Origin of the sequence: Leptospira ellinghausenii, assembly GCF_003114815.1 — a bacterium.
In the GTDB taxonomy this organism is placed as follows: Bacteria; Spirochaetota; Leptospiria; order Leptospirales; family Leptospiraceae; genus Leptospira_A; species Leptospira_A ellinghausenii.
In genome coordinates this window covers 188,421-211,209 of the sequence record NZ_BFAZ01000005.1, presented here as the reverse complement: position 1 = coordinate 211,209, position 22,789 = coordinate 188,421, and the positions used below count along the sequence as shown (strand labels likewise).

Sequence of the window (22,789 nt, the reverse complement as noted above, 5' to 3'; positions counted from 1 at the left end):
TTGAAAACGATTCGAGATGACATTCTTTATTTATTCCAAGAGGGGATAAAAGCGGCAAGTCCGAAGGAATTGTTCCGGTTATTTAGTATAGAAAACATCAACTTGGTGGAAAAACTATCTGACAAGTCAAAAAAACAATTTGTATTTTCATTGGGTAAGGCAGCTTACTCCATGGCTGAATCTTTCTCTGATTTATTTCCAGTAAACAAAGGTTATGTTCTTACGAAGTACAATCATTTACCATTTGAACTTAATGAGATGGGGAAGGATAAAATTTGGACTTATCGAGAGGCTTCTCATCCTATACCCGATGAGAATTCAATTCGGTATGCTCTCGAAGTTTTAGACCAATTAAAACAATTGGGTAAGGATGATCGACTTGTGGTATTACTTTCTGGAGGAGGATCTAGTTTATTCGAAATTCCTGTTGATGGCCTGTCAATACAAGAACTTACGAACATTCAAAATCAATTATTAAAGAGTGGGAAATCCATTCGGGAAATCAATTCAGAAAGAAAAAAATATTCGAAAGTGAAAGGAGGAAAACTTTTAAAAGAACTAAACCAAAACTTGGAAGTGTATACCTTGGTCATTTCGGATGTAATCGGAGATGATCCAAATTCGATTGCTTCAGGACCAACCTACCCAAGTAAAAATTATTTTATTATAGGAAATCTTACTCGTTCCATCCATCATATTTTAGAAGTAGGAAACAAATTAGGATACCAGACTAAATTGTTAAGTGATACTTGGTCAGGTTCTTCAGAAGAAACATCGTATCTCTTTGAAAAGGAATTTCTATCAGCTTTAGATTCACCGATGAGTCAAATGATTGTGTTAGGTGGTGAAATGGTTTGTCCTGTTTTGGGCGATGGTATTGGTGGACGAAACCAAGAAACGTCACTTCGGGTTTCGATATTACTCAAGGAACATCCTACGGAACGGGAATGGATGTTTTTGTCTGGTGGAACGGATGGAACAGATGGTCCAACCGAGGTTGCAGGTGGACTTGTTGGGAATGATTCCATTCATAAAATGGAAAATAAAGGTTGGAATCCAAAAAAAGAATTACTCAATTCCAATTCTTATCCAATTCTTAAGGACATAGATGCCTTGGTATCTACTGGACCCACTGGCACCAATGTAAATGATATTTTGATACTGTTAGTTGGACGTGCGAAATCCTAGTTTTCGATTTTGGCTATTCCAATAGAGTTGAAAAATAGGATTTTGCCATCGGCTCTTACCTATTTTTGCATCAATTAATTCATCATCTATTTTTTTCAGAATGTTAACATGGTCCTTCAAAAACCTCCATTGGATCTCCTCCTTTTTTTGCATGGAAAGAGAATCTTTAGTCAGTGAATAAATGGAATCTTGTAGTCCAACAAGTGTTGGAAGAAGAATGGATCTTACACCTTGGTAATCAAAATTAGATTTTCTTGCTATTGATTCATGTAACCACCATAATGTGTCTGAATAGTTTCCATTGGAATCTAAACTAGATGCATTGATGAAGTTTTTTGTACCAAAAAAGAATGGTTTGAATAAACTCAAACATGGAGTCGAAGTACCAGTGTAAAAAATTCGTAATGGGTCTTGGTTAGTTTCTGAAGTATCCCATTCAACAACCAAACTTCCATTTGTTTGGTTAGGTGTTGTTGGACCTGTTGCATGTAAACAGAGTGACTTCATGGATGAAAAACATGGTTCAAATTCATTGGTATCTATGAGATGTGTTTTTAAAGTTTCGATTGCCAATTTTGAATCGTAAGTAGAATGAATGTTTTGAAACTGTTCTGCGGTTTTTTGGTGTAACTGTCTCCTTTCATGGCAATGGCTCATATAAGTGTAAAAAGAATCACTAAAAAAAGCTTTGAAGGAAAAATCTTCTTTGGATTTATATTTTAATTTTTCAATTAAATTTGTAGAACAATATTCGAAATCTGTTTCGATCGTTAGTCCATTGGAAATTGCGTAGTACGAATCAATTTTTTTTGCTACCCAATATCGATCTGCAGTTTCTAAAACATAGCCATCAGTTCTGTCAGCAATGATGAAACTATTGTGGTAGAAAAATGATTTGTTTTCATATCCACCACAAGCGTCCTGACCATATGTTTCTAAAAGTTCTGTAATCAAAAATAAGGCATCTTTTGCTGTTTTTGATCTTTCTAAAGCCAAACGAATTAAATCCATTCCCGTTAAGCCATTATTCTTCTTATGAATTTTGAGATTTGTAAATACGGCTTCGTTTCCAATACAAACCCCAAATTCATTTACACCCATTTCGGCGCCCCACATATGGAACGGTTTTGATAAAAAAACTTCATAAGTAACGGATGTTTGTGGTATTTCAATGAAGGTGGTTTTAAGGAGTGAATCTTTTGGATACTCCATTCGAGGCATATGAAGAATCGATTGGGCTTCATTTGGTTCCCTATCTGAGTTTTTCGCAAAGATCCTTTTTTGCGTTTTTGTAAATTTTTCAGTCGCAAGAGATGTATCGCACATTCTAGAATGTTAATCTGAAATATTAAAAATTCAAACCAAAATTCGAACCAAAATGCAATCAATACCAAAACAAATTTCTGAATACATCACAATGGGTCTCTCCTTAGACATGGTAAAAAAGAACCGTTCAGTCTATGGGGCAAACGAAATTAGCTCCTCCAAAAGAATTGGTTTCCTTCGAATGTTGTTTGGAGTAGTGACAGAACCAATGATTCTGCTTCTCATTTCCATTAGTATCGTATATTTACTATTGGGAGACCGAGGTGAAGCCTTGTTATTGTTAGGTTCAGTTATCGGAATTGTTTGTATCACATTTTACCAAGAGAAAAAAACCGAAACAGCAATTTCTGCATTACGGTCTTTAGCAAGCCCACGAACGAACGTTATTCGAGATGGCCAAATCATTCGAATTGAAGGGAAAGATGTTGTGTATGGAGACTTACTCATTCTAAATGAAGGAGACCGAATTCCAGCTGATGCCGAATTGTTATCTGACAGATTGTTTTCATGTGATGAATCGTTATTAACGGGAGAATCGATCCCAGTGAATAAGGGAATGGGTCAATCGGTATATTGCGGAGCTCTTGTGGTTGGCGGGGAAGGTGTTTGTAAGGTAAACGCAGTTGGAAATCATACTGAAATTGGTAAAATAGGAAGAAAGATAGCAGATGAAACAGTTGGAAAAACACTGCTGGAAATTGAGGTAGCGAGGTTAGTTCGAAATTTATTTCTCGTTGCTGCTGGTTTATGCATCTTACTTGCTCTTTATTTTGGAATTGTGAAATCCCTTTGGTTACAAGGCTTATTGTCTGGGTTAACGCTTGCTATAGGTTTAATGCCGGAAGAATTGCCGTTAGTAATGACAATCTTTTTTGCTTTGGGTGCTTATCGGTTGAGTACTAAAAATGTATTGGTAAGAAGATCATCAATCATTGAAACTTTGGGTGCTGCAACGGTATTATGTTCTGATAAAACAGGCACAATTACAAAAAATAAAATGAAAGTTGGAAAAATTACAACAAAGGGGGTCGAAGAAAATTTAGAACATGTAAATGAAGTCTCTGATATTTCAAAGACCATAATACAAATTGCATACTTTGCTTCAAAACATCCAAGTTTTGATCCTATGGACATCGCTATAACTGATTGTATGAATGTTTTTCATCAAAATGGTAATTTATCATTATTGTCTATAAAAGATTTTCCGTTAACACCTGAACAATTAACTATGATTCGAGTTTTAAAAGAAGAAAACGAATTTTCATGTTATGCGAAAGGATCACCTGAGGCAGTGTTTGAGTTATGCCAATTGGATACGGAAAATGTGCAATATTGGACAAACAAAACAAATAAATTAGCAAAAGAAGGGTATCGTGTACTTGCAGTCGCAAAATCTAAAATACCTTTGAAAAATATTCCGGAAGAAAGAAATGGCGCTCTGTATGAAATGTATGGTTTAATATCTTTTTTGGATCCAATTAGAGAAATTGTACCAAGTGCCGTAAAAACAGCTTATGAGTCTGGAATCCGCGTGATAATGATCACAGGAGATTATCCAGAAACAGCAAAGAATATTGCTAAACAAATTGGATTGAAGAATTCAGATTTAGTTTATACTGGAAAAGATTTTTCAAATTTAGAGGACAAGGAATTCAAAAAAGTATTAAAAGAATGTAATGTTTTTTCCAGGGTTAGTCCAGAGGATAAATGGAAATTGGTTAGATTTCTAAAGTCGGAAGGTGAAATAGTAGCGATGACAGGAGATGGAGTTAATGATGCTCCCGCATTAAGAACTGCAAACATTGGTGTAGCAATGGGAAAACGTGGAACCGATGTCGCAAGGGAAGCTGCCGATATAGTATTGTTAGATGATTCCTTTTCCTCTATATTAGAATCTGTTCGTATTGGTCGTCAAATTTTTGATAATTTGAAAAAAGCTCTTGGGTATTTAATTGGAGTGCACATCCCGATCGTTGGAATCACATTTTTACCAATCTTATTGAATTGGCCAGTGGTTGTACTTTCAGCAATTCATATTGTATTTATGGAAATGGTAATCGATCCAACATGTACGATCGTTTTTGAAAAAGAGGATGCCGAATTTGATTTAATGAAACGGAAACCAAGAGTATCTTCGGAACCTCTATTGGATAGAGAACTGTTCGTTACATCATTAATCCAAGGAGCTTTCTCCTTGTTGTCAGTTGTTTCTACTTATTGGTTTATTCATATGTTTTTAAATCATGATTCTAACAACCAAGTGGTAAGTACTGCCTCCTTTGTTACTTTAGTATTTTCGAATTTGTTTTTAATATTAGCGAATCGTTCCTTGCATGAATCGATGTGGAGTCGGATGAGAATTCGAAACTCAATGATCAATATTGTATTTATTGGAACCATTGCGGTTTTACTTCTGTCGATCTATTTGCCTGGATTGAACAGTTTGTTTCGATTTGTCCCACTCAATTTTCTACAATTTTCTTCAGCGATACTGGTTGCTTTTATAGGAGTTTTGTTTTATGATATAACAAAAGTATCCGTATCAAAATGGTTTCGAAACGTTTAAAAAGGTATCTTAAATTCTACTTATGATTGAACTGATTTTTCCTAAAAAATATTCGGCGTTATGTTTAAAGTCTGCTTTTTTTGGTTTTTTTGCTCACACGGGTTTTGTAAGAGGTTTGCAAGAAATTGGTTTTAAGCCAGCCATTGTTACTGGATCAAGTTCAGGTGCCATGATTGGTGCACTTTATGCCACTGGAAGAGAGATGGTAGATTTTGAATCCGTTGTATTGGGTCTCAAAAAGAAAGATTTTTGGGAAGGTAATTCATTAACCTTGCTTGGTCGTCTCTTAAAAAAGGGATGGAACCAATCTAGCGGAGTTTTGACAGGGAAAGCAACTCGTAAAATTTTATATCCATACTTAGGGAATAAAAAATTTTCTGAATTACCTATCAAATTGGGGATTGCAGTTTCTAATTTATCAAAAAACAAAAGAGAGTTAATCACTGAAGGAAATGTATTAGATGCGGTAATGGCATCAATTGCTTTTCCATTCCTTTATGAAGTGCAAGAATTCCAAGGACAAGAGTTTTTAGATGGAGGTATTGGTGATGGAGAACCTATTAAAGAATTAATTTTAGATCCAAGCATCGATCGAATTGTTATTCATCAAATTAACAATAATAGGCCAGTTAGTAAAAACATGATGAAGCGGGCGTTAGATGCTTCAGTACAAATCATTGAAACCGAAACGGAGGATTTAAAAACACTTTTGGCGAAAGAGAAAGGTAAAAAATTAATCCGATTAGAAACAAATACTCCTTATTTATCCCCCAATGATTTTTCGAAAGGCAAGTTTGCTTTAGCAGAAGGTCGAGGTACTGCATATAAACATAAAGCCGAGATTTTAGGAGATATGGAATTGCCCATATTTGGATTGTTTAATTAAAAATTTCTATTATGGATAACCAAAGAAAAATAAATGTCTTAGTTGTAGAAGATTCAGTTGCTTCTTACAAGGCTATTGTATCTGTATTAGAAAATTTTGGATTCATCGTCTCGTCAGAAAGAGTCGAATGGAAAATTGAATTTGAAAAGTCCATTTTAGATAAGTCCTGGGATCTTGTGATTTCAGATTATTATTTACCAGATTTTGATGGCAAGTATGTGATTCATCGCATCAAAGAATTAAATCCTGAATTGCCAGTCATACTCGTTACAGAATTCATTCCTGAAGAAGCTGCTTCAGAATATTTAAATTTAGGAGCAGTTGAATTCCTTCCTAAATCATCCATTATCAAACTTCCGTTTGTCGTCAATCGAGAGTTAGAAGCTCTTAGGTTAAAACAATCTCAGAAAAAAGCTTGGGAGATGTTGGTTCATGGTGAAGAAATTTTAACTAGATCACAAAAGATTTCTCATTTAGGACATTTTGAAGTGATATTTCCTGAAAATAATACCCTTTGGTCATTAGAACTGTATCGTATTTTGGGTTATGAGTTTAATGAAATTCCTTTGATGGAAAAGGTATGGAATTTATTAGATTTCGATGAAAGGAAAAAAATTGAATCAATTTGGCAAGAAGTAACCAGCGAAAATACTTCAAAAGAATTTATATTGCATTTAAATACGAAACACGGTCGCAAAAAAGTAAATTTATGGTTGGAAGCAGAGCGATTTGATGAAAATCGTTTTCGTATTTTTGGAACCATTCATGACATTTCTGATGTATCTGACTTAGAAAATTCTATCCAACTCAATGAACAATTATTCAAGGGGATCTTCAATAATTCATCACAAGCTATATTTTTATTAGATCTGCAAGGTCACATCATACGTATGAATCGAAATTCAGTTTTATCCTTTGAACGTAATGAATCAGATGTTCAAGGTTTAGAATTGATTAGTTCTATCTTCTCCGATTCAAATGAAGATTCTATCAAAAAATTAACTTATGGGATGAAGTTAGCATTAAAAAATCAAACGTTTGAAGTATTTGTATCTTATCGATTGAGAGATGGACGTGAAAAATACTTTGATTGCGATTTTTATCCATTAAATGATGCTAATGGCAAAATAATATACATCGTGTTAGAAGCCAAAGACATCACCGAAAAAATTGTATTAGAAAGAGCGTATGCACAAGCTCAAAAATTGGAAGCTCTTGGTACATTCGCAGGTGGAATTGCGCATGACTTTAATAATTTATTAACACCTATGATGGCTTATATTTCCTATTTGAATGCGGAGTGGTCAAAAGAATCCTCAAATGAAATGATCGAAAGGTCCCTCCCCGCGATCGAAGGAATTTCCAAATCTTTGGAACGAGCAAAAAATTTAATCCAACAAATTTTAACTTATTCTAAAATTGAACATGTTTCTTCCAAACAATTAGATTTGAGAGAACAACTTTTACAGGTGTTAAACGAAGTTAAATTTGTTTCTGCTAATAAAGTGACTCTATTCACTGATTTAGGAAACGAATCTGCATTTATTGAAGCTGATCCAATTCAGATTTTTCAGATTTTGTCAAATTTATATGAAAACTCTTTATTTGCATTACAAGATTCACAGAATCCTAGAATCACAATTTCGTTAACAAAAGTTTCATATGAGAAATCAGAACTTTTTCATGTTGGCTTTTTGAAAAACACAGAATATTGGAAACTGAGTTTTATTGACAATGGAAACGGGATACCTAAGGAAATATTGGAAAAAATATTTGATCCATTTTTCAGCACAAAAGGTGGAAAAGGGACTGGACTTGGTCTTTCCATCATTTATGGAATTTTAGCCAAAATGGGAGGAACCATATTAGTTGATTCCAAGGTAGGGGTTGGAACACAATTTGATTTGTACTTCCCAGCTTGGAAAGCTATTGTTTAAACAATTGACAAAATAGTTCATTCGAATATGAAAATAGATCCAACCAATTGATTAGAGGTTTTGGAATTAGTTGCGAACCAACCAACCAACAAACCAATTGATTTGATTCGAATGGACCTACATATTCCAGAAATGGATGGTTATAGTGCAACAAAGGAAATCAGAAAAGAATCACGTTGGAAAAAACTTCCGATTATCGCATTAACTGCATCTGCGGAGCTCGAGACAAGAGAACAAATCAGAGCTGTCGGTATGAATGACTTCATATCAAAACCATTTAATCCTAGTGATATTTTAAACCAACTTCACGTTTGGCTCGGAACATGGGCTTTCGTTTCTATTCATTCGAAATTATTTTCTGTATCCAATGATAATGCTAAAATCGTAATATCATCATCTGATCGTTTGGTTTTTTGAAATTTTTGAACTTCTTCGATTACAGAATCACAGATGATTTGTGGGTGTTTTTTGGCAAGAGTTTGGATTAAACTGTAAAATCGTTCTTCACCGAATAGTTCTCCGGTATTGATATTTCTTGCTTCGATGACACCATCAGTAAATAAAATGAAGGTTCCTTCTTTTGGAAGTGGGAAACTTTTTTCGATCATATCTGATTTAATGAATTCATTGATGGCTCTACCGTAACTTGTATACGTAGTGATTTTTCCCTCTCGGTCTAGGTGAAGGAGGGGTAAATGGCCTGCATTTGCAATGCGGAGTGTGTTTTCTTTTGGATTGATATATACAAAAAATGCACTCAAAAAATGGCCAGATAAAGAACTTAATAGAGATTTTCTGATTTTTTCAGCAGCTAATGCTGGTTTGTCTAGTGTATCATTCCAAATTTCTAATGAAACTTTGGTCATGGAAGCAATCATCGCTGCAGGAATTCCATGCCCTGATACATCGCACAAAAATAATCCAAGTTCATTTTCTTTTACAATGATTTCGACAAAGTCTCCACCAATATCTGTTGCGGGTAAATATCTAAAACCAAGTGGGTATTCTAGTGCATGAGTTCTTTTTTTAGGTAACAATCCATTTTGTAGTTTCTGAGCGATTTTAAGTTGTAAGTCAATTTCTTGTTTTTGTTCGTTTGACTTTCTATAATCTGATACCCTTAAAACGAGTGCAAGTGAGAGAAAAAATACTTCCATTGCTGAGCCCAACGGCAATGAGTAAGATGCAAAATGAAATGGTTTGATAAAACCTTGAACAGTAAAAATATAATAGGATGCTCCAATTAGTAATGATCCAAAAGCCAAAAGGAATAATATTACTTCTATTTTCCTATTACTTTTCAACAGAGTCATGATTGAGATGATGATTGTGAAAAAAAGCGATATGGTAACTAATACAACCGTAAGTTGCATGAAAAATCGTAAATCCAAAACGGAAATTGTTGGGATTACGATTAATAAGAAGAGAATGTAACTTGATGTTACTTTGAATAGTTTTGTGTATTTGTTTTTGGTTTCTAAAAATTCTAAAGTAAAAAGTAATCCGAAAATCGATGAAAAATAAATTGTAATCGGGAACAAATAATTTTTCCAAGCATTGGAATTACCGAATTCTAAGTATTGTATGAATCCTGTAGAGTAAGTGTTTAGAAATAAGACTGTCGCAAGATAAAAGAAAAAGTAAAAGAACTTTTTATATCGTAGGGTATGTGCCAAAAATAGACTAAAAAGGAACATCATAAATCCTGCTCCAAAATAAGCGGCGAAGAATATATCTTGTTTTTTGGAATAAGCGATAAAGGTTCTCGAATTATAAATGGATGCAAAACTAAAGATTGGATTGTCCGATCTGATCTTTAGATAAATAGTCCTAGTTTCATTTGCTGACAACGTAATCGGGAAGGCTGATAAATGGGAATAAATTGGCTTATTCTTTTGTAATACCTGTTCACCTGACCATTGTGTGTTCCACTTTCCATTGATTTCTGTATGCAATTCGAAAAGGTCCACTACAGGATTGGATAGATGTAAAAAGAAAGTGTGAGGAAAGTTGCCATAATGGATCAATGTCACTTTGATCCAAACTGGGTTTTTGGATCTTGGGAATGAAATTACATTTTTAGGATTGGTTCTCCAAATTGTTTCCTGTTTTAAAATTTCATCTAGGGTAACTTCTGGGTTACTTGGGATCGTAAACTCAAAATACCTTCCAATGTCTCTATAATTCTTTGTTTCCTCGATGGAGAGGGGTAGGGCTCCTATTGGGATCGTATAAAGGAAAAGAATTACAAACCAGTATGTTTTTCTAAAAAAAGGCACTAAAATCCCATCTCCTAATTTTGTGGTTCCAGTTGTTACAAGAGGTTTGGTTCCAATCTTCCTGCTGACTTCACTAGAATTGGACGAAGAAAGCATCTTAGAAAGCCCTTTTCAAAAAAAACTTGTAGTAAGAACGTAAAATTAGCAGTCTAAGACTCAGAGTGCTAAAAGTGAGGAAACACTATGAAACAATATGACTCAAACGTCCAAGGAGCTTTGGACATTGCACAGACAGAAGCAATTCGCAGGCAAAATACAGAAATCACTCCTTATCATTTGGTTTGGGGATTTATGACCTTACCAACTTCTGTTTCAGGAAAAGCGTTATTGAAATATAAATCTACAGTTGATGAATTTTTAAAGAAACAAGCACGGGCATCAGGAGAGATCCCTTTCGAATCACTTCGTACATCTCCCAAACTTGCCCAATGGTTTACGATGGCATCTTCTAGAGCTGCGGAGAATGGAAGGGAAGAACTGAAAGAGGCAGATTTTCTAAAATTTTTACCTCAGATTTTACCTGAGTTAAAGATCAACTATGAAGATTTGAACATCAAAGAGACTGATGAAGAAGTACCAAATTTTCTTGTGAATCTCAATGATTTGGCAAAAGAAGGAAAATTGGATCCTGTGATTGGCCGAAGTAAAGAAATCAGATCAGTAATGGAAATTTTGGGTAGAAGGTCCAAAAACAATCCGGTGTTAGTTGGTAGTGCTGGAGTTGGAAAAACAGCGATTGTCGAAGGTCTTGCTGAACAAATTGTAAAGGGAAGAGTACCAGATGTATTAAAAGGAAAAACAATTTATTCACTTGATATGGGCCAATTGATGGCTGGAACAAAATACAGGGGAGAATTCGAAGAAAAACTAACAGCACTTTTGCGGTATATCAAGGGACAGGCTGGTGAAGCAATTTTGTTTATCGATGAAATCCACCAATTGGTAGGAGCAGGGAAAACAGAAGGCGCAATGGATGCAGCCAATCTTTTGAAACCAGCACTCGCTAGAGGTGAACTCCATTGTATTGGCGCAACGACAGGTGATGAATTTCAAAAGTACATTCTTGGTGACCAAGCGTTAGAAAGAAGATTTCGTGCCGTACCTGTAAACGAACCAAGTAAAGAGGATGCCATTGAAATTCTAATGGGAATACGTGATAAACATGAAATTCATCATGGGATTAAAATTTCTGACGAGGCTATTTATGCATCAGTTCTTTTGTCCGACCAATACATCACTGATAAGTTTTTGCCAGACAAAGCGATCGATTTAGTTGATGAAGCTGCATCTGCTTTAAAACTTTCCGCAGAAGCAATGCCAACAGAACTTGTGGAACTAGAGAGTGAAATCCGCTCAAAAAAAATCTACGCTCAAGTAGAAAAGAAAAACGAGGATATTCTTAAGGAAATTGAAGTTTTAGAGAAAAAGTTCCATGAAGGAAAACAAGTTTGGGAAAAAGAAGTAAATTCATTAAAACAAATCGCTTCGATTAAAAATAAAATAGATCGAGTGAAATTTGATTTAGATGCCGCACAACAGCGAGCAGATTATACGGAAGCTTCTCGATTAAAATACGCAGTTTTACCTGAATTGGAAAAAGAACTGAGTGGATTTCAGAATAGTTGGATTTTAGAACGTAATCATATCGCTGCTGTTATCGCTAGGCAAACTGGGATTCCAGTAGAAAAAATTCTAAAAACCAAACAAGAGAATTTACTCCACTTGGAAGATGATTTAAATTCAGTTGTGTATGGTCAAAAAGAATCAATTCGTGAAATTGCCGATACTTTGTTAACTTCCTATGCAGGTATCTCTTCGGAAACAAGGCCTCTTGGATCATTTTTGTTAAAGGGTCCAACGGGTGTAGGTAAAACTGAAACAGCTAAGGCAATTGCGAAGTTTTTATTTGACCAAGAAACCAATTTGGTACGTTTAGATTTGAGTGAGTATTCAGAAAAACACTCTGTTGCGAAACTGATTGGTGCTCCTGCTGGGTATGTAGGGTATGATGAAGGTGGAATACTAACAGAAGCCATTCGAAGAAAACCTTACTCAGTTGTGTTATTCGATGAAGTAGAAAAAGCACATCCAGACTTTTCCGATATATTACTTCAAATTTTAGATGAAGGTAGACTTACCGACAACAAAGGTAGAACCATCAATTTTAAAAACACAATTGTGATTCTGACTACCAATTCAAAAAATATTGAAGCCGACTTTAAACCAGAAGTACTTGGTAGGTTGGATGCAATTCTAACCTATCATTCGTTGGATTCTTCCATCATGGAAAAATTGATCGAAAAACAACTACGTTTGTTAAACGAGCGATTGAAAGTGAAGGGAATCACTGTCGAACTTTCGGAAAGTACAGAACATATTCTGAGAGAGCAGGGTTTTGATCCAAAATTTGGGGCACGACCATTAGGTAGTGTCTTCAATCGAATTGTGAATCGACCTTTAGCGAAAGCAATCCTATCGGGAACACTGGCGGAGGGAAGATACCGAGCAGATTGGAATGGCGATGATTTGCAATTTGCTCCAATCCCTGAGTTCGTAGGATCCAAAAAATAAATCCAAATTAAAAATTTGAACCCTACCATGGCAAACCTATGGTAGGGTCTTTTCGTCTAAGACATACACATGTCTGAATTAAAAATTACTTCAACAATTGCGACAAACCAATCGATTTCTGTACCCTTACTTGGCTTAGGTGTTTGGAAGTCTCGACCCAAAGAATGTTATGAAGCAGTAAAAGTCGCTCTGGAATCAGGTTACCGTCACATTGATACTGCTGCTATATATGGAAACGAAGCAGATGTTGGAAAAGCCATTGGAGATAGTGGTATCCCTCGAAGTGAAATATTTTTAGTCACAAAATTATGGAATGCAGACCAAGGATTTGACGAAGCTCAAAAAGCGATTGATGTATCGTTAAATAAACTGGGAACAGATTATGTAGATATGTATTTGATCCATTTTCCTGTTTCAGGGAAACGGAAAGATTCTTGGAAAGCTTTGGAGAAAATCCAAAAAGAAGGGAAGGCAAAGTCAATTGGGGTAAGTAATTTTATGATCCCTCACTTAGAAGAATTATTACAAGATTCCCAAATTGTTCCAGCCATGAACCAAGTCGAATACCATCCCTTTTTACAAGACTTACCGTTAAAAGAATACTGTGAAAAAAATGGGATATTGTTAGAAGCATATAGTCCTCTAGCACATGGACAAAAATTAGAAGATGAAAGGGTCACGAGATTAGCGAAAAATTACAATAAAACTAATGCACAGATTCTGATTCGGTGGTCGTTACAATCCGGAAATGTTGTCATACCAAAATCAAAAAATCCAAATCGTATCAAAGAAAATGCAGATGTGTATGATTTTAGCTTAACACCAGAGGATATGAAAGAGATCAATCATTGGAATGAAAACTTTAGAACTTGTTGGGATCCAACAACTGTAGTGTAGAATCCCTTTTTGCAGTTTTATTTTTTTTCAAACACAAGGACAGCAGATTGCCTGTTGTCCTTAGTTCCTAAAAAACCGTATCCAAATGGGAAAGGTAATATTTGGTCATTAGTCTCTTTGCTTAGTTTGATTAACTCTGGTTGATTTTCTGGAGCAACTGCTCCCGATAAATTCCAAGATTTTTCGTATCTTCCAAACAAACTTCTTTTCCAAGATTCTTCTGGAAACAATCGGACTGGAAATCCAGATTCGTCTTGTACAACAAATTTCGCATTTTTAAGAAGTAAATCCCGGAAAGATTTTCGTTTTTCACCATGAAAGAGATACTCAGCTGATTTTGTGAAAACACCGATCTCGCCTAAATTGGAAAAATATTCATACAATCCATCACCAGGAATGCCTTCATTACCAATTAAGAATATTTTAAAATATGTAAGTGATTCCTTTTTGTTTAGTTTGGTGTCGTATAAAAGTAATGTGAATCCTTTGTATGTGATTCCGTTTCCAGAAATGGTTTCTTCTTTTGATTCCAGAATTTCTTTACCCATGCGTTTCAAGAACGCAACAAATACGGGATAAGCACCATTTAATTCTTTTTTCTTAGTTTCCTCTTTCATTTTACGATAGGTAAAATAATTTCTACCAGCTAAATGATCGGATAAATTTCGTATCCCAGTCTTAACAATTGATTTCTCTTTTTCCGACAACTCACTGTATTTTGTTGGGTATCCTGGATCTTCTAATCCGAAGAGTATGTAGTTTTGGCATTGAGGAAAAAAGGAAAATAAATTTAATACATCAATTCCACTAAAAGGATAAACAACAGTTTTAACATTTGGATGGTAGTCTTTTTGTTTTAAATACTCAGTGATCAATTCTTTAGTAGTGATTAATTTGTTCCAACTAGTATCCATTTCTTTTTTATGGATAGGATCATCGGTTGATAAACCCGCCCATTCGGAAAACTCATTTGATTCTAGTTGAGTACCATTTTGTTTGTTACTAACAACTTGGCATTGCAAAGTGAATAATAAAATGCATAGGAAATATTTTGGATTCATAAATTAGAAACTCGAATTCTGAAGGATAGGATACTGTGGATAGGATTTGATTCCTATGAATTTCATATATCTTTTTTCGAAAGGAAGAATGTGATAAAAAAGGTAAAAAAAAACCGGCCCGGGAAACCCCGAACCGGTCAATGGTTCCTAAAAAGAAAGCCTGTTTATTTTCATTCGCCTACGGCGATGTCTCCGTCCCCTTCGGTAGAGAAACTGACTGGTTGTTTTGATTTTGTTTCTTTCGTTTCCTTTGGATCCCTTTCAATTGATTTCACTTCGCGTGTTTGGATCTTCGCTTGGTCGAGTAATGGCAACCCATTGAGGTCTCTCACCTGGTTTTCAATTTTAAAAGCGATGTCTGGATTTTCTGAGAAGAAGTTCCTTACTTGTTCCTTACCTTGGCCAATTTTTTCACCATTATAAGAATACCAAGATCCAGCTTTTGCGACTAGGTCATGGCGAACTGCCAGGTCAATGAGTGAACTTTCACGATTGATACCATTTGCATACATGATGTCAAATTCCGCCTGACGGAATGGAGGTGCACATTTATTTTTGACCACCTTCACTCGTACACGGTTACCAACTGGTTCTTCTTTTTCTTTGAGTGTTTCAATGCGACGAATGTCGAGTCGAATCGATGCATAGAATTTTAATGCATTACCACCAGTAGTGGTCTCTGGACTTCCGAACATGACCCCAATCTTCATACGGATTTGGTTGATAAAGATAACAGTTGTACTAGATTTGGAAATGGTTCCTGTTAATTTACGGAGTGCTTGCGACATGAGTCGAGCTTGCAGACCCATATGAGAATCACCCATATCCCCTTCAATCTCCGCCTTTGGTACGAGCGCAGCAACAGAGTCGATGACGATGAGATCAATCGCATTGGAACGAACGAGTGATTCGCAGATTTCAAGTGCTTCTTCCCCATTGTCTGGTTGGGCGACGAGAAGGTCGTCTACGTTGACACCCAGTTTTTTTGCATAAGATGGATCAAGTGCGTGTTCTGCATCGATGAAGGCAGCAATGCCTCCTTTTTTTTGCGTTTCTGCGATCGCAGATAAGGTAAGAGTCGTTTTTCCCGAAGATTCTGGACCGTAGATTTCAATGATTCTTCCAGATGGAAAACCGCCGATCCCCAAAGCAATGTCGAGGTCCAAAGATCCAGTGGAAACCACATTCATCTCAGCCATACGTGTGTCGGCACCGAGACGCATAATGGATCCTTTTCCAAATTGTTTCTCAATTTGGCCTAGGGCCGCATCAATGGCCTGTTTTCTTTGGTCGGTCTCTTTGTCTTGTGCTTTGTCAGCTTTCTCTTTTTTCATGAATCAATCTTTCTCCTAAGTCGGTGTTCCGAAAGACTAGGTAGGGGACTTGGCCAGTTGGTTTTAAAAAATCCGTCTGACTCTCTCAAGGATGAACCCATCCCTTCCGAATTCCACTCTTTTTCTCTTCCGAAGTGACTCCATTATGCATTAGGCCTGGGACAAATTAGGAAGAGAGGGGAATTTTTCTGGATTATGTCTTTTTTTTTCCGTTTTCAACACTAAACAAAATGTAAGTACTTGTATAGTATTTTTTTAGAGAAGGAGAAAGAAAACTTAGCCGATAGGTTTCTTGTATGACCCTGCCAGCCCTCGAAGTCCAAATTCCCGAGCATTTTCCCCAAGTAATGGCGGATTTATTTCGCAGTTACCGCACCTACTTAAAAATTGAAAAAAATTATTCAGAGCATACCTTATTTGCCTATTTACGAGATTTAAAATTTTTCTTTGAGTTTTGTTTAAAAGAAGAAATTGATATATTGAGTGTTGATGTTTTGGACGTGAGGGCTTACTTTTCTGATTTAAAATCCACGAAGAAACAAGACAAACGAACACAAAGTCGCAAACTTTCTTCCTTACGTACATTTTACAAATTTTTATTCCGGGAAGAAAAAATTGGAGCCAATCCAATCTTACAGGTGAGTTTCCCAAAAACCAAAAAGAAATTACCAAAAAATTTCACACCGATTGAAACAGAGGACATTCTAGATTACGAAGATCCTGAAAAAAAAGAAGTCCTTGGAAAACGGGACAAAGCCATCGTCGAAGTTTTGTATAGCACAGGCCTTCGTGTATTCGAATTAGTCAATGCAAAGTTAAGCGACTTGAATGAGGAGTTAACATCGCTTAAAGTGATGGGAAAACGAAGGAAAGAAAGATTTGTTTTCATTGGACCTGAAGCAAGAGAAGCTCTAAAAGATTATTTGGAAGAACGTGGGAATAGTGCTCCCGATGAAATCTTTTTAAACCAACGAGGTGGAAAATTAACAACTCGTGGAATTCGTTATATTTTATCGGAACGTAGGTCAGTGATGGGTATGGAAAAAGCAATCACTCCACACAAGTTTAGACATACATTTGCTACTGACTTATTGAATGCAGGTGCTGATATTCGCGCCGTACAAGAGTTACTTGGCCATTCTTCTTTGTCATCTACGCAAGTGTATCTAAGTGTTTCGAGAGACCGATTGAAAGAAGTGTATCGAAATGCGCATCCACATGCGAAGAAGTAGTGGGGTGTGAATTTAATATCCCCGCCCTGAATTGGGTGGGGTTCTAGACCCGCCACCCAATGGTGTCCATCTACTACAATTTCAAAAATTCCTCAATCTCAACTCCAACAAATACAAAAAAATTTTAAATAAGTTCATACTTTCGTTATTTATTCCTAAAAAAATAGAGTTGACTATAAAAATAGAGTCAGCCCTATGAAATTATGAATGCTAAAGTGGCTCCAAAATTAGATCCTTTGGTTCAATTCCCTTTAAAAGAACGAAAATTTGCGAGGACACGCACAAAACTTACATTTGGTTTATTGGAATTATTGGAATCAAAACCATATAATGAAATCAAAATCACCGAACTTTGCCAATATGCAGAGATTTCTGAACCAACATTTTATAATTATTTTCCTGAAAAAGACGAACTAATCTTACATTATATCCAAATATGGAGCCTCCAAGTGACAGTTTTTGCTGAAAAAAATAAAATGGCTAATTCAGGTTATGGATTGATACAATCTTTGTTTCGTTATACGGCAAAAGAATCCAAAAAAAATCCAAGAATCCTTTTGGAGATAATTTCCTTCCAAACTAAGTATAAAAAAAGACCCCAAGCTAAGGAGTTAACTTTGGCTGAACGATATTTACTTTTCCCAAATCATTCCGCTATTGGAACATTGCCCATTGGTGGCATTGAATTGATCTTAGAAAATTCTATGAAATTGGCAAAAGAAAACAAGGAGCTTCCCAAAGATACAAATTGGAAAAGTCTATCACTTGCAATTGCAAGTTGTTTTTTTGGGATCCCCATATTAGCTTTTCAGTTGAACGAAAATCTAGAATCACTTTGGATAGATTCGTTAGACTATTTATGGTTTGGTGCTGGTTCGAATCTTAAGTTAAATAAAAAAGTGAGAATGTAATGAATTTAATTTTAAATCAATGGTTTTTGCTTACAATTGGTGGAATCTTCGTTGGATTCACTGGAATGAAATGGAATATTCCAATTTTTGGTTGGTTTGTTTTTATCCCATTCTTGAGATACATTCGTTTGGGTTACTCTTTTAAAATACTTATCACAAGTTTGATTTTATTCCAAATCGTATCTACTTTTCGTATCGTGAGTGAGCCATTTCACATTTGGATTGCTTTTCTCTCTGGAATCCAAGCTGGAATCGTATTTTCAATTTTACTATGGATATGGAATTTCATTCGTACTCGCTATAAAAATAACATATCTCCTATTTTGTTTTTTGCTTTTACCTGCACGATATTAGAATGGATCGATGCTTATCATTCAGACTTGGGTGTTTGGGGAATGTTAGCAAATAGCCAAATCGGGAATTTAGTTTTCTTACAGTCTGCTTCCCTATTTGGAGCCACTGGCATTAGTTTCGTTATATATCTGTTTAACGCATCTTTTGAACAACTCATCAGTGAACAAATAGATCAAAAACAAATTTCAAAATCTACAACATATTATTTCTCATTCACAATCATTCTTATCATACTTTTATATTTTTATGGATCGATTCGATTGAGTTTACCAATTCCTGGAAAACAAATAAAAGTTGCTACTATAACTTCAAAAATGGACATCCAAACAATTTGGAAAAATCCCATCGAAAATAATATAAACACTCAATTAACTATAGAAAAAACAAAAGTTGCAGCAAAGCAGGGTGCAAACGTTGTTGTATGGAATGAAGGCGCGATTCTTATTTCAAGAGAAAATGAATTAGAATTTTTGAACTCTCTAGTTTCAATCGCAAAGGAAGAAAATATCGAGCTCGTGGCAGCTTATATCATCCAACACAACGAAAATGAATTCTATTTTGATAATAAATTAGTTTGGTTTTCTAATGAAGGACAAATAAGACAAACCTATTATAAACAATTTATTGTACCATTCGAGCCTATTTCAAAAATACATTCTGAAATCAAATCGATCGAAACGAATTTTGGCAAAATGTCAGTTGCTATTTGTTATGACTTCGATAGTTTACATGTAACAGAAATCCATGCCCAAAGTGGATCAAACATCACCTTAATTCCTGCTTCGGACTGGAATGGAATTAATCCTTTTCATACGGAGATGGCTACCATTCGAGGGATCGAGAATGGATCATCTATTGTCCGTTCTACGAGGAATGGATTATCCGGAATTTATGATGCATTTGGAAGGGCAAAAGGAACACTTGATTATTTTGAAGAAAATGATGGGATTCTCATTTCATCAGTATCTCCTTTAAAAATCAAAACCGTATATTCACAATATGGAAATTGGGTTGTTGGGATTGGTATATTCTATTTGGTTTTTTCTTTATCCCAAATTCTTCAATTTGTCCTAAAAAATCGGATAAAAAAACAATTAGGATAAATCCTTGAATATAAGAAGATTAGAAAATTTCTAAATTATTGATTGAATTTAAAATTCAGTCGGTCATTATTTGGAGTTCTGTATTTTTTTTCGATTTTGATAAGAAATACAAAAGGATGAATGATGACCGTCATAGCAGACAAATCCATCTTACTTGTGGAAGATGAAGCTATTTTAGCTCTCTATGAAAAAAAACAATTAGAGCAAGGTGGATACAAAGTAACACATGTTCCAAGTGGTGAAAATGCAATTCAATTGGTGATCAAGGATGATAATCCTTTCGATTTGATTCTCATGGACATAGATTTAGGAAAAGGATTGGACGGAACAGAAACTGCAACTCATATCCTAAATCACAGAGAAATCCCCATTGTCTTTTTATCTTCCCATACTGAAAGGGAAATTGTTAAAAAAACTGAAACGATCACTTCGTATGGTTATGTAGTGAAAAATTCTGGATTCACTGTATTAGATGCATCTATCAAAATGGCCTTCAAACTTTTTGAAGCCAATGAACTTACAAAAAGTAAAAAAGAACATTTAGAGACCGTATTACACTCGATTGGTGACGGAGTGATCGCGACTGACCAGGATGGCAAGGTCATCAGAATCAATCCAGTTGCTGAAAAATTGACAGGTTGGAGTCATGAAGATGGACTTGGACATGAGATCAATGAAGTATTTAATATCATCAATGTTAAAACTCGCCAAAAAGTAGAAAATCCAGTTGAGATCGTTTTAAAAACAAATTCTGTCGTAGCTTTAGCCAATCATACGGTATTGATTGCTAAAAATGGATCAGAATTCCAAATTTCTGACTCAGGTTCTCCTATTAAAGATTTAAATGGCGATACAAAAGGAGTTGTGTTAGTTTTTCGAGATATCACTGCCGAATACAATGTACAGAGTCAGATCGCCAAACAAGCGAATATGTTGGACAATGTATTGGATGCGGTGATAGGAACTGATTTTACTCAAAAAATCAATTATTGGAATAAAGCCGCAGAAAAAATTTTTCTTTGGAAAGCAGAAGAAGTTTATGGGAAAAATATTTTAGAGATACTAAAAACAAAGTATGATACTCTCTCAAACCAACAAGTGATCGAAAAAGTAAATTTAGAAGGAAGTTACATCGGAGAAGTAGTCCAAGAAGCAAAAGATGGAAGTAACCGAAATATTGAAATTAATTTAGTTCTTTTGAATGATGAATCGGATCTTCCGATAGGTTATATATTTGTTGCAAGAGATATTTCCGATCGTTTAAAGGCTCTCAAACAAATCCTTGAATCAGAAGCAAAATTAACTCAGATCATCGATTCAGCAATGGATGCTATCATCAGTATCGATAATTCAAAAAAAATCGTTTTGTTCAATGGTGCAGCAGAAAAAATGTTTGGTTACGAATCGAAAGAGATCATGGGAAAACCATTAGACCAACTCATTCCAGAAAGTTTCCGGAAACAACATGATAAACATATTGATCAGTTTGGTGAAACGGGTGTTAGTAGAAGGGCGATGGGAGCATTGGGTCAAATTAGTGGGCTTCGATTCAATGGTGAAGAATTTCCAATTGAAGCTTCTATTTCGCAGATATCTGTTAATGGCGAAGCATTATATACTGTAATTTTAAGAGACGTTAGCGTACGGACAATATCCGAATCTAGAATCCAGAGATTGTTACACGAAAAAGAAAACATCCTAAAAGAAATTCACCACCGTGTAAAAAATAATATGAGTTCTTTGTTTACTTTACTTACATTACAAGCAAAATCACAGGATAATCTTTCAGTCCAAACAATTCTATATGAAGCTGCCGGTCGAATCAAAAGTATGATTGTGTTGTATGATAAACTCTATCATTCAGAAACAGACAATAGTGTCTTCATTCAGGATTATTTTCCTTCGATTTGTACAGAAATTGTATCAATTTTTCCTAAGAATGTGGAAGTGAAACTTGATATACTACAAGAAACGATCGAATTAAATGCAAAATTACTATCTTCAGTTGGAATCATTTTAAATGAACTGATTACAAATTCAATGAAACATGCTTTTGCTGAAACTTCAATGCCTGAAATCCGACTGAGAATTTTTAAATCACAGAATCAATTAGTTTTGGAATACTCTGATAATGGCACGGGGATCCCTGATACGATTTCATTTCAGAACACTCCTGGTTTTGGTTTACAATTGATTGGAATGCTTGTAGAACAAATCGAAGGCAAGATACATATTGAACGAATCAATTATCCCAAGTTTGTATTAAAACTTAAGCTTTAAATTTAAATTTTTTTAGAAAATCATTTAGAATATTAGTTTACCTTCTATAGGATTCTACTTCTATTCAATTCATGGGCAAACTTCAGTTTTTTGTCGTCTTATGTTATGCAATTCCTGTTTTAGTAATCCTATTTCCGATTGGTCTGACTTTTTCTTATCTATTTAAGATCACAAAACTGGATCGATGGTCCAACCGAATTAACAATTTTTTAGGATATTTTTGGTATCGTTCTTTTTTCATTTTAACTGGAAGAAAACTTGATTTTTCACAAGGAAGTTGGGATCCAAATGGGAACAATCGATTTCTGATTTGTAACCATACGAATGCATTAGAAGTACCTTTAATTGTATCGTTACCATATCTCACCAAATCGAAGGATGTTAGACTCTCATACTTAGGTGGTGATATCATTCAAAGGTATAAAATCATTCCACTCATGATGCATAAAACAATCGTGGAAGCGGTTATTTATTCAGAGAAAAAACCAAATTTTCGAAATTTTAAAACTGATGTTTTACGTGTTTTAAAAACTAGATCCATTTTTTTATATCCAGAAGGGGAACGAACTTTCACGGAAGAGATCCAACCATTTCAAACTGGAGTGATGAAAATTGCTTATAAATTTAATATTGATATAGATGTGTTTGTTGTCAGTGGTTTTATGGGATATTCCAGTTTGCCGAAATACCAACACCTAACAAAATCAAAAACGATATATTTTCATTATTGTGGTTCAATATTAGCAAAAGATTATCCAACCTTTGAAGAATATCTCGCTAAGGCCGAAACCTTGATGAAAGAAAAAAAACAAATTTTGGAAACAAAGGAAAAAACATTCATCCTACAAAATTAAAATGTCTGGT

Annotated in this window: 16 protein-coding genes; 12 read left to right on the top strand and 4 right to left on the bottom strand. The window is 35.1% G+C overall.

The window, feature by feature from the left end; translation table 11 throughout:
• Positions 1-1,188, top strand: coding sequence for a glycerate kinase type-2 family protein (locus DI076_RS05035; protein WP_108958882.1), 1,188 nt, complete (start codon positions 1-3; stop codon positions 1,186-1,188).
• Here the strand turns inward: DI076_RS05035 and DI076_RS05030 are convergent.
• Positions 1,165-2,514 carry a C69 family dipeptidase gene (locus tag DI076_RS05030; RefSeq protein WP_108958881.1) on the bottom strand — a complete coding sequence of 450 codons (1,350 nt, stop codon included), beginning with the start codon at positions 2,512-2,514 and terminating at the stop codon, positions 1,165-1,167. The genes DI076_RS05035 and DI076_RS05030 overlap by 24 nt on opposite strands.
• A 52-nt stretch (positions 2,515-2,566) precedes the next feature.
• Between DI076_RS05030 and DI076_RS05025 the strand changes: the two genes are divergently transcribed.
• The 4 genes from DI076_RS05025 to DI076_RS05010 are packed head-to-tail and all read left to right on the top strand — an operon-like array spanning position 2,567 to position 8,320.
• Positions 2,567-5,080: a cation-translocating P-type ATPase gene (locus tag DI076_RS05025; protein ID WP_108958880.1), complete on the top strand. Its 2,514-nt coding sequence runs from the start codon at positions 2,567-2,569 to the stop codon at positions 5,078-5,080.
• Between the two features lie 22 nt (positions 5,081-5,102).
• The gene (locus DI076_RS05020) at positions 5,103-5,966 is read left to right on the top strand and encodes a patatin-like phospholipase family protein (RefSeq protein ID WP_108958879.1); all 864 of its coding nucleotides are present in this window, start codon (positions 5,103-5,105) and stop codon (positions 5,964-5,966) included.
• 11 nt (positions 5,967-5,977) lie between these two features.
• Positions 5,978-7,903, top strand: coding sequence for a hybrid sensor histidine kinase/response regulator (locus tag DI076_RS05015; protein ID WP_108958878.1), 1,926 nt, complete (start codon positions 5,978-5,980; stop codon positions 7,901-7,903).
• Positions 7,904-7,963: 60 nt separating this feature from the next.
• Positions 7,964-8,320, top strand: coding sequence for a response regulator (locus DI076_RS05010; protein ID WP_245918280.1), 357 nt, complete (start codon positions 7,964-7,966; stop codon positions 8,318-8,320).
• Here the strand turns inward: DI076_RS05010 and DI076_RS05005 are convergent.
• Complete coding sequence (locus DI076_RS05005) at positions 8,245-10,278, bottom strand: SpoIIE family protein phosphatase (RefSeq protein ID WP_108958877.1); 2,034 nt, start codon at positions 10,276-10,278, stop codon at positions 8,245-8,247. The genes DI076_RS05010 and DI076_RS05005 overlap by 76 nt on opposite strands.
• An 87-nt stretch (positions 10,279-10,365) precedes the next feature.
• On the opposite strand from DI076_RS05005, the gene DI076_RS05000 reads away from it, so the two are divergent.
• Both DI076_RS05000 and DI076_RS04995 read left to right on the top strand, forming a co-directional pair.
• Positions 10,366-12,753, top strand: a complete 2,388-nt coding sequence (locus DI076_RS05000; protein WP_108958876.1) for an ATP-dependent Clp protease ATP-binding subunit — start codon at positions 10,366-10,368, stop codon at positions 12,751-12,753.
• A 69-nt stretch (positions 12,754-12,822) separates the two neighbouring features.
• The gene (locus DI076_RS04995; protein ID WP_108958875.1) at positions 12,823-13,650 is read left to right on the top strand and encodes an aldo/keto reductase; all 828 of its coding nucleotides are present in this window, start codon (positions 12,823-12,825) and stop codon (positions 13,648-13,650) included.
• A 17-nt stretch (positions 13,651-13,667) separates the two neighbouring features.
• Here the strand turns inward: DI076_RS04995 and DI076_RS04990 are convergent, their stop codons facing one another.
• Positions 13,668-14,711, bottom strand: a complete 1,044-nt coding sequence (locus DI076_RS04990) for a hypothetical protein (protein WP_108958874.1) — start codon at positions 14,709-14,711, stop codon at positions 13,668-13,670.
• A gap of 170 nt (positions 14,712-14,881) precedes the next feature.
• Positions 14,882-16,045, bottom strand: a complete 1,164-nt coding sequence (recA, locus tag DI076_RS04985; protein ID WP_108958873.1) for a recombinase RecA — start codon at positions 16,043-16,045, stop codon at positions 14,882-14,884.
• 296 nt (positions 16,046-16,341) lie between these two features.
• Between recA and xerA the strand changes: the two genes are divergently transcribed.
• The 5 genes from xerA to DI076_RS04960 all read left to right on the top strand — a co-directional run bounded on the left by xerA (position 16,342) and on the right by DI076_RS04960 (position 22,779).
• On the top strand, positions 16,342-17,277 hold the full coding sequence (gene xerA / locus DI076_RS04980) for a site-specific tyrosine recombinase/integron integrase (protein ID WP_108958872.1): 936 nt from the start codon (positions 16,342-16,344) through the stop codon (positions 17,275-17,277).
• 203 nt (positions 17,278-17,480) lie between these two features.
• Positions 17,481-18,188 carry a TetR/AcrR family transcriptional regulator gene (locus tag DI076_RS04975; RefSeq protein WP_108958871.1) on the top strand — a complete coding sequence of 236 codons (708 nt, stop codon included), beginning with the start codon at positions 17,481-17,483 and terminating at the stop codon, positions 18,186-18,188.
• Positions 18,188-19,645: a nitrilase-related carbon-nitrogen hydrolase gene (locus tag DI076_RS04970; protein WP_108958870.1), complete on the top strand. Its 1,458-nt coding sequence runs from the start codon at positions 18,188-18,190 to the stop codon at positions 19,643-19,645. The genes DI076_RS04975 and DI076_RS04970 overlap by 1 nt, the downstream gene beginning before the upstream one ends.
• Before the next feature lie 123 nt (positions 19,646-19,768).
• Positions 19,769-21,925: a PAS domain S-box protein gene (locus DI076_RS04965; RefSeq protein ID WP_108958869.1), complete on the top strand. Its 2,157-nt coding sequence runs from the start codon at positions 19,769-19,771 to the stop codon at positions 21,923-21,925.
• 71 nt (positions 21,926-21,996) lie between these two features.
• Positions 21,997-22,779, top strand: a complete 783-nt coding sequence (locus tag DI076_RS04960) for a 1-acyl-sn-glycerol-3-phosphate acyltransferase (RefSeq protein ID WP_108958868.1) — start codon at positions 21,997-21,999, stop codon at positions 22,777-22,779.
• Positions 22,780-22,789: the final 10 nt, after the last annotated feature.

Bases quoted from the DNA above. Each gene is read 5' to 3' on its own strand.
- DI076_RS05005 (WP_108958877.1), bottom strand. From the start codon at position 10,278: ATGCTTTCTTCGTCCAATTCTAGTGAAGTCAGCAGGAAGATTGGAACC.
- DI076_RS04960 (WP_108958868.1), top strand. From the start codon at position 21,997: ATGGGCAAACTTCAGTTTTTTGTCGTCTTATGTTATGCAATTCCTGTT.
- xerA (WP_108958872.1), top strand. From the start codon at position 16,342: ATGACCCTGCCAGCCCTCGAAGTCCAAATTCCCGAGCATTTTCCCCAA.
- DI076_RS05020 (WP_108958879.1), top strand. From the start codon at position 5,103: ATGATTGAACTGATTTTTCCTAAAAAATATTCGGCGTTATGTTTAAAG.
- DI076_RS05015 (WP_108958878.1), top strand. From the start codon at position 5,978: ATGGATAACCAAAGAAAAATAAATGTCTTAGTTGTAGAAGATTCAGTT.
- DI076_RS04975 (WP_108958871.1), top strand. From the start codon at position 17,481: ATGAATGCTAAAGTGGCTCCAAAATTAGATCCTTTGGTTCAATTCCCT.
- recA (WP_108958873.1), bottom strand. From the start codon at position 16,045: ATGAAAAAAGAGAAAGCTGACAAAGCACAAGACAAAGAGACCGACCAA.
- DI076_RS04965 (WP_108958869.1), top strand. From the start codon at position 19,769: ATGACCGTCATAGCAGACAAATCCATCTTACTTGTGGAAGATGAAGCT.
- DI076_RS04990 (WP_108958874.1), bottom strand. From the start codon at position 14,711: ATGAATCCAAAATATTTCCTATGCATTTTATTATTCACTTTGCAATGC.
- DI076_RS05000 (WP_108958876.1), top strand. From the start codon at position 10,366: ATGAAACAATATGACTCAAACGTCCAAGGAGCTTTGGACATTGCACAG.
- DI076_RS05025 (WP_108958880.1), top strand. From the start codon at position 2,567: ATGCAATCAATACCAAAACAAATTTCTGAATACATCACAATGGGTCTC.
- DI076_RS05030 (WP_108958881.1), bottom strand. From the start codon at position 2,514: ATGTGCGATACATCTCTTGCGACTGAAAAATTTACAAAAACGCAAAAA.
- DI076_RS04995 (WP_108958875.1), top strand. From the start codon at position 12,823: ATGTCTGAATTAAAAATTACTTCAACAATTGCGACAAACCAATCGATT.
- DI076_RS04970 (WP_108958870.1), top strand. From the start codon at position 18,188: ATGAATTTAATTTTAAATCAATGGTTTTTGCTTACAATTGGTGGAATC.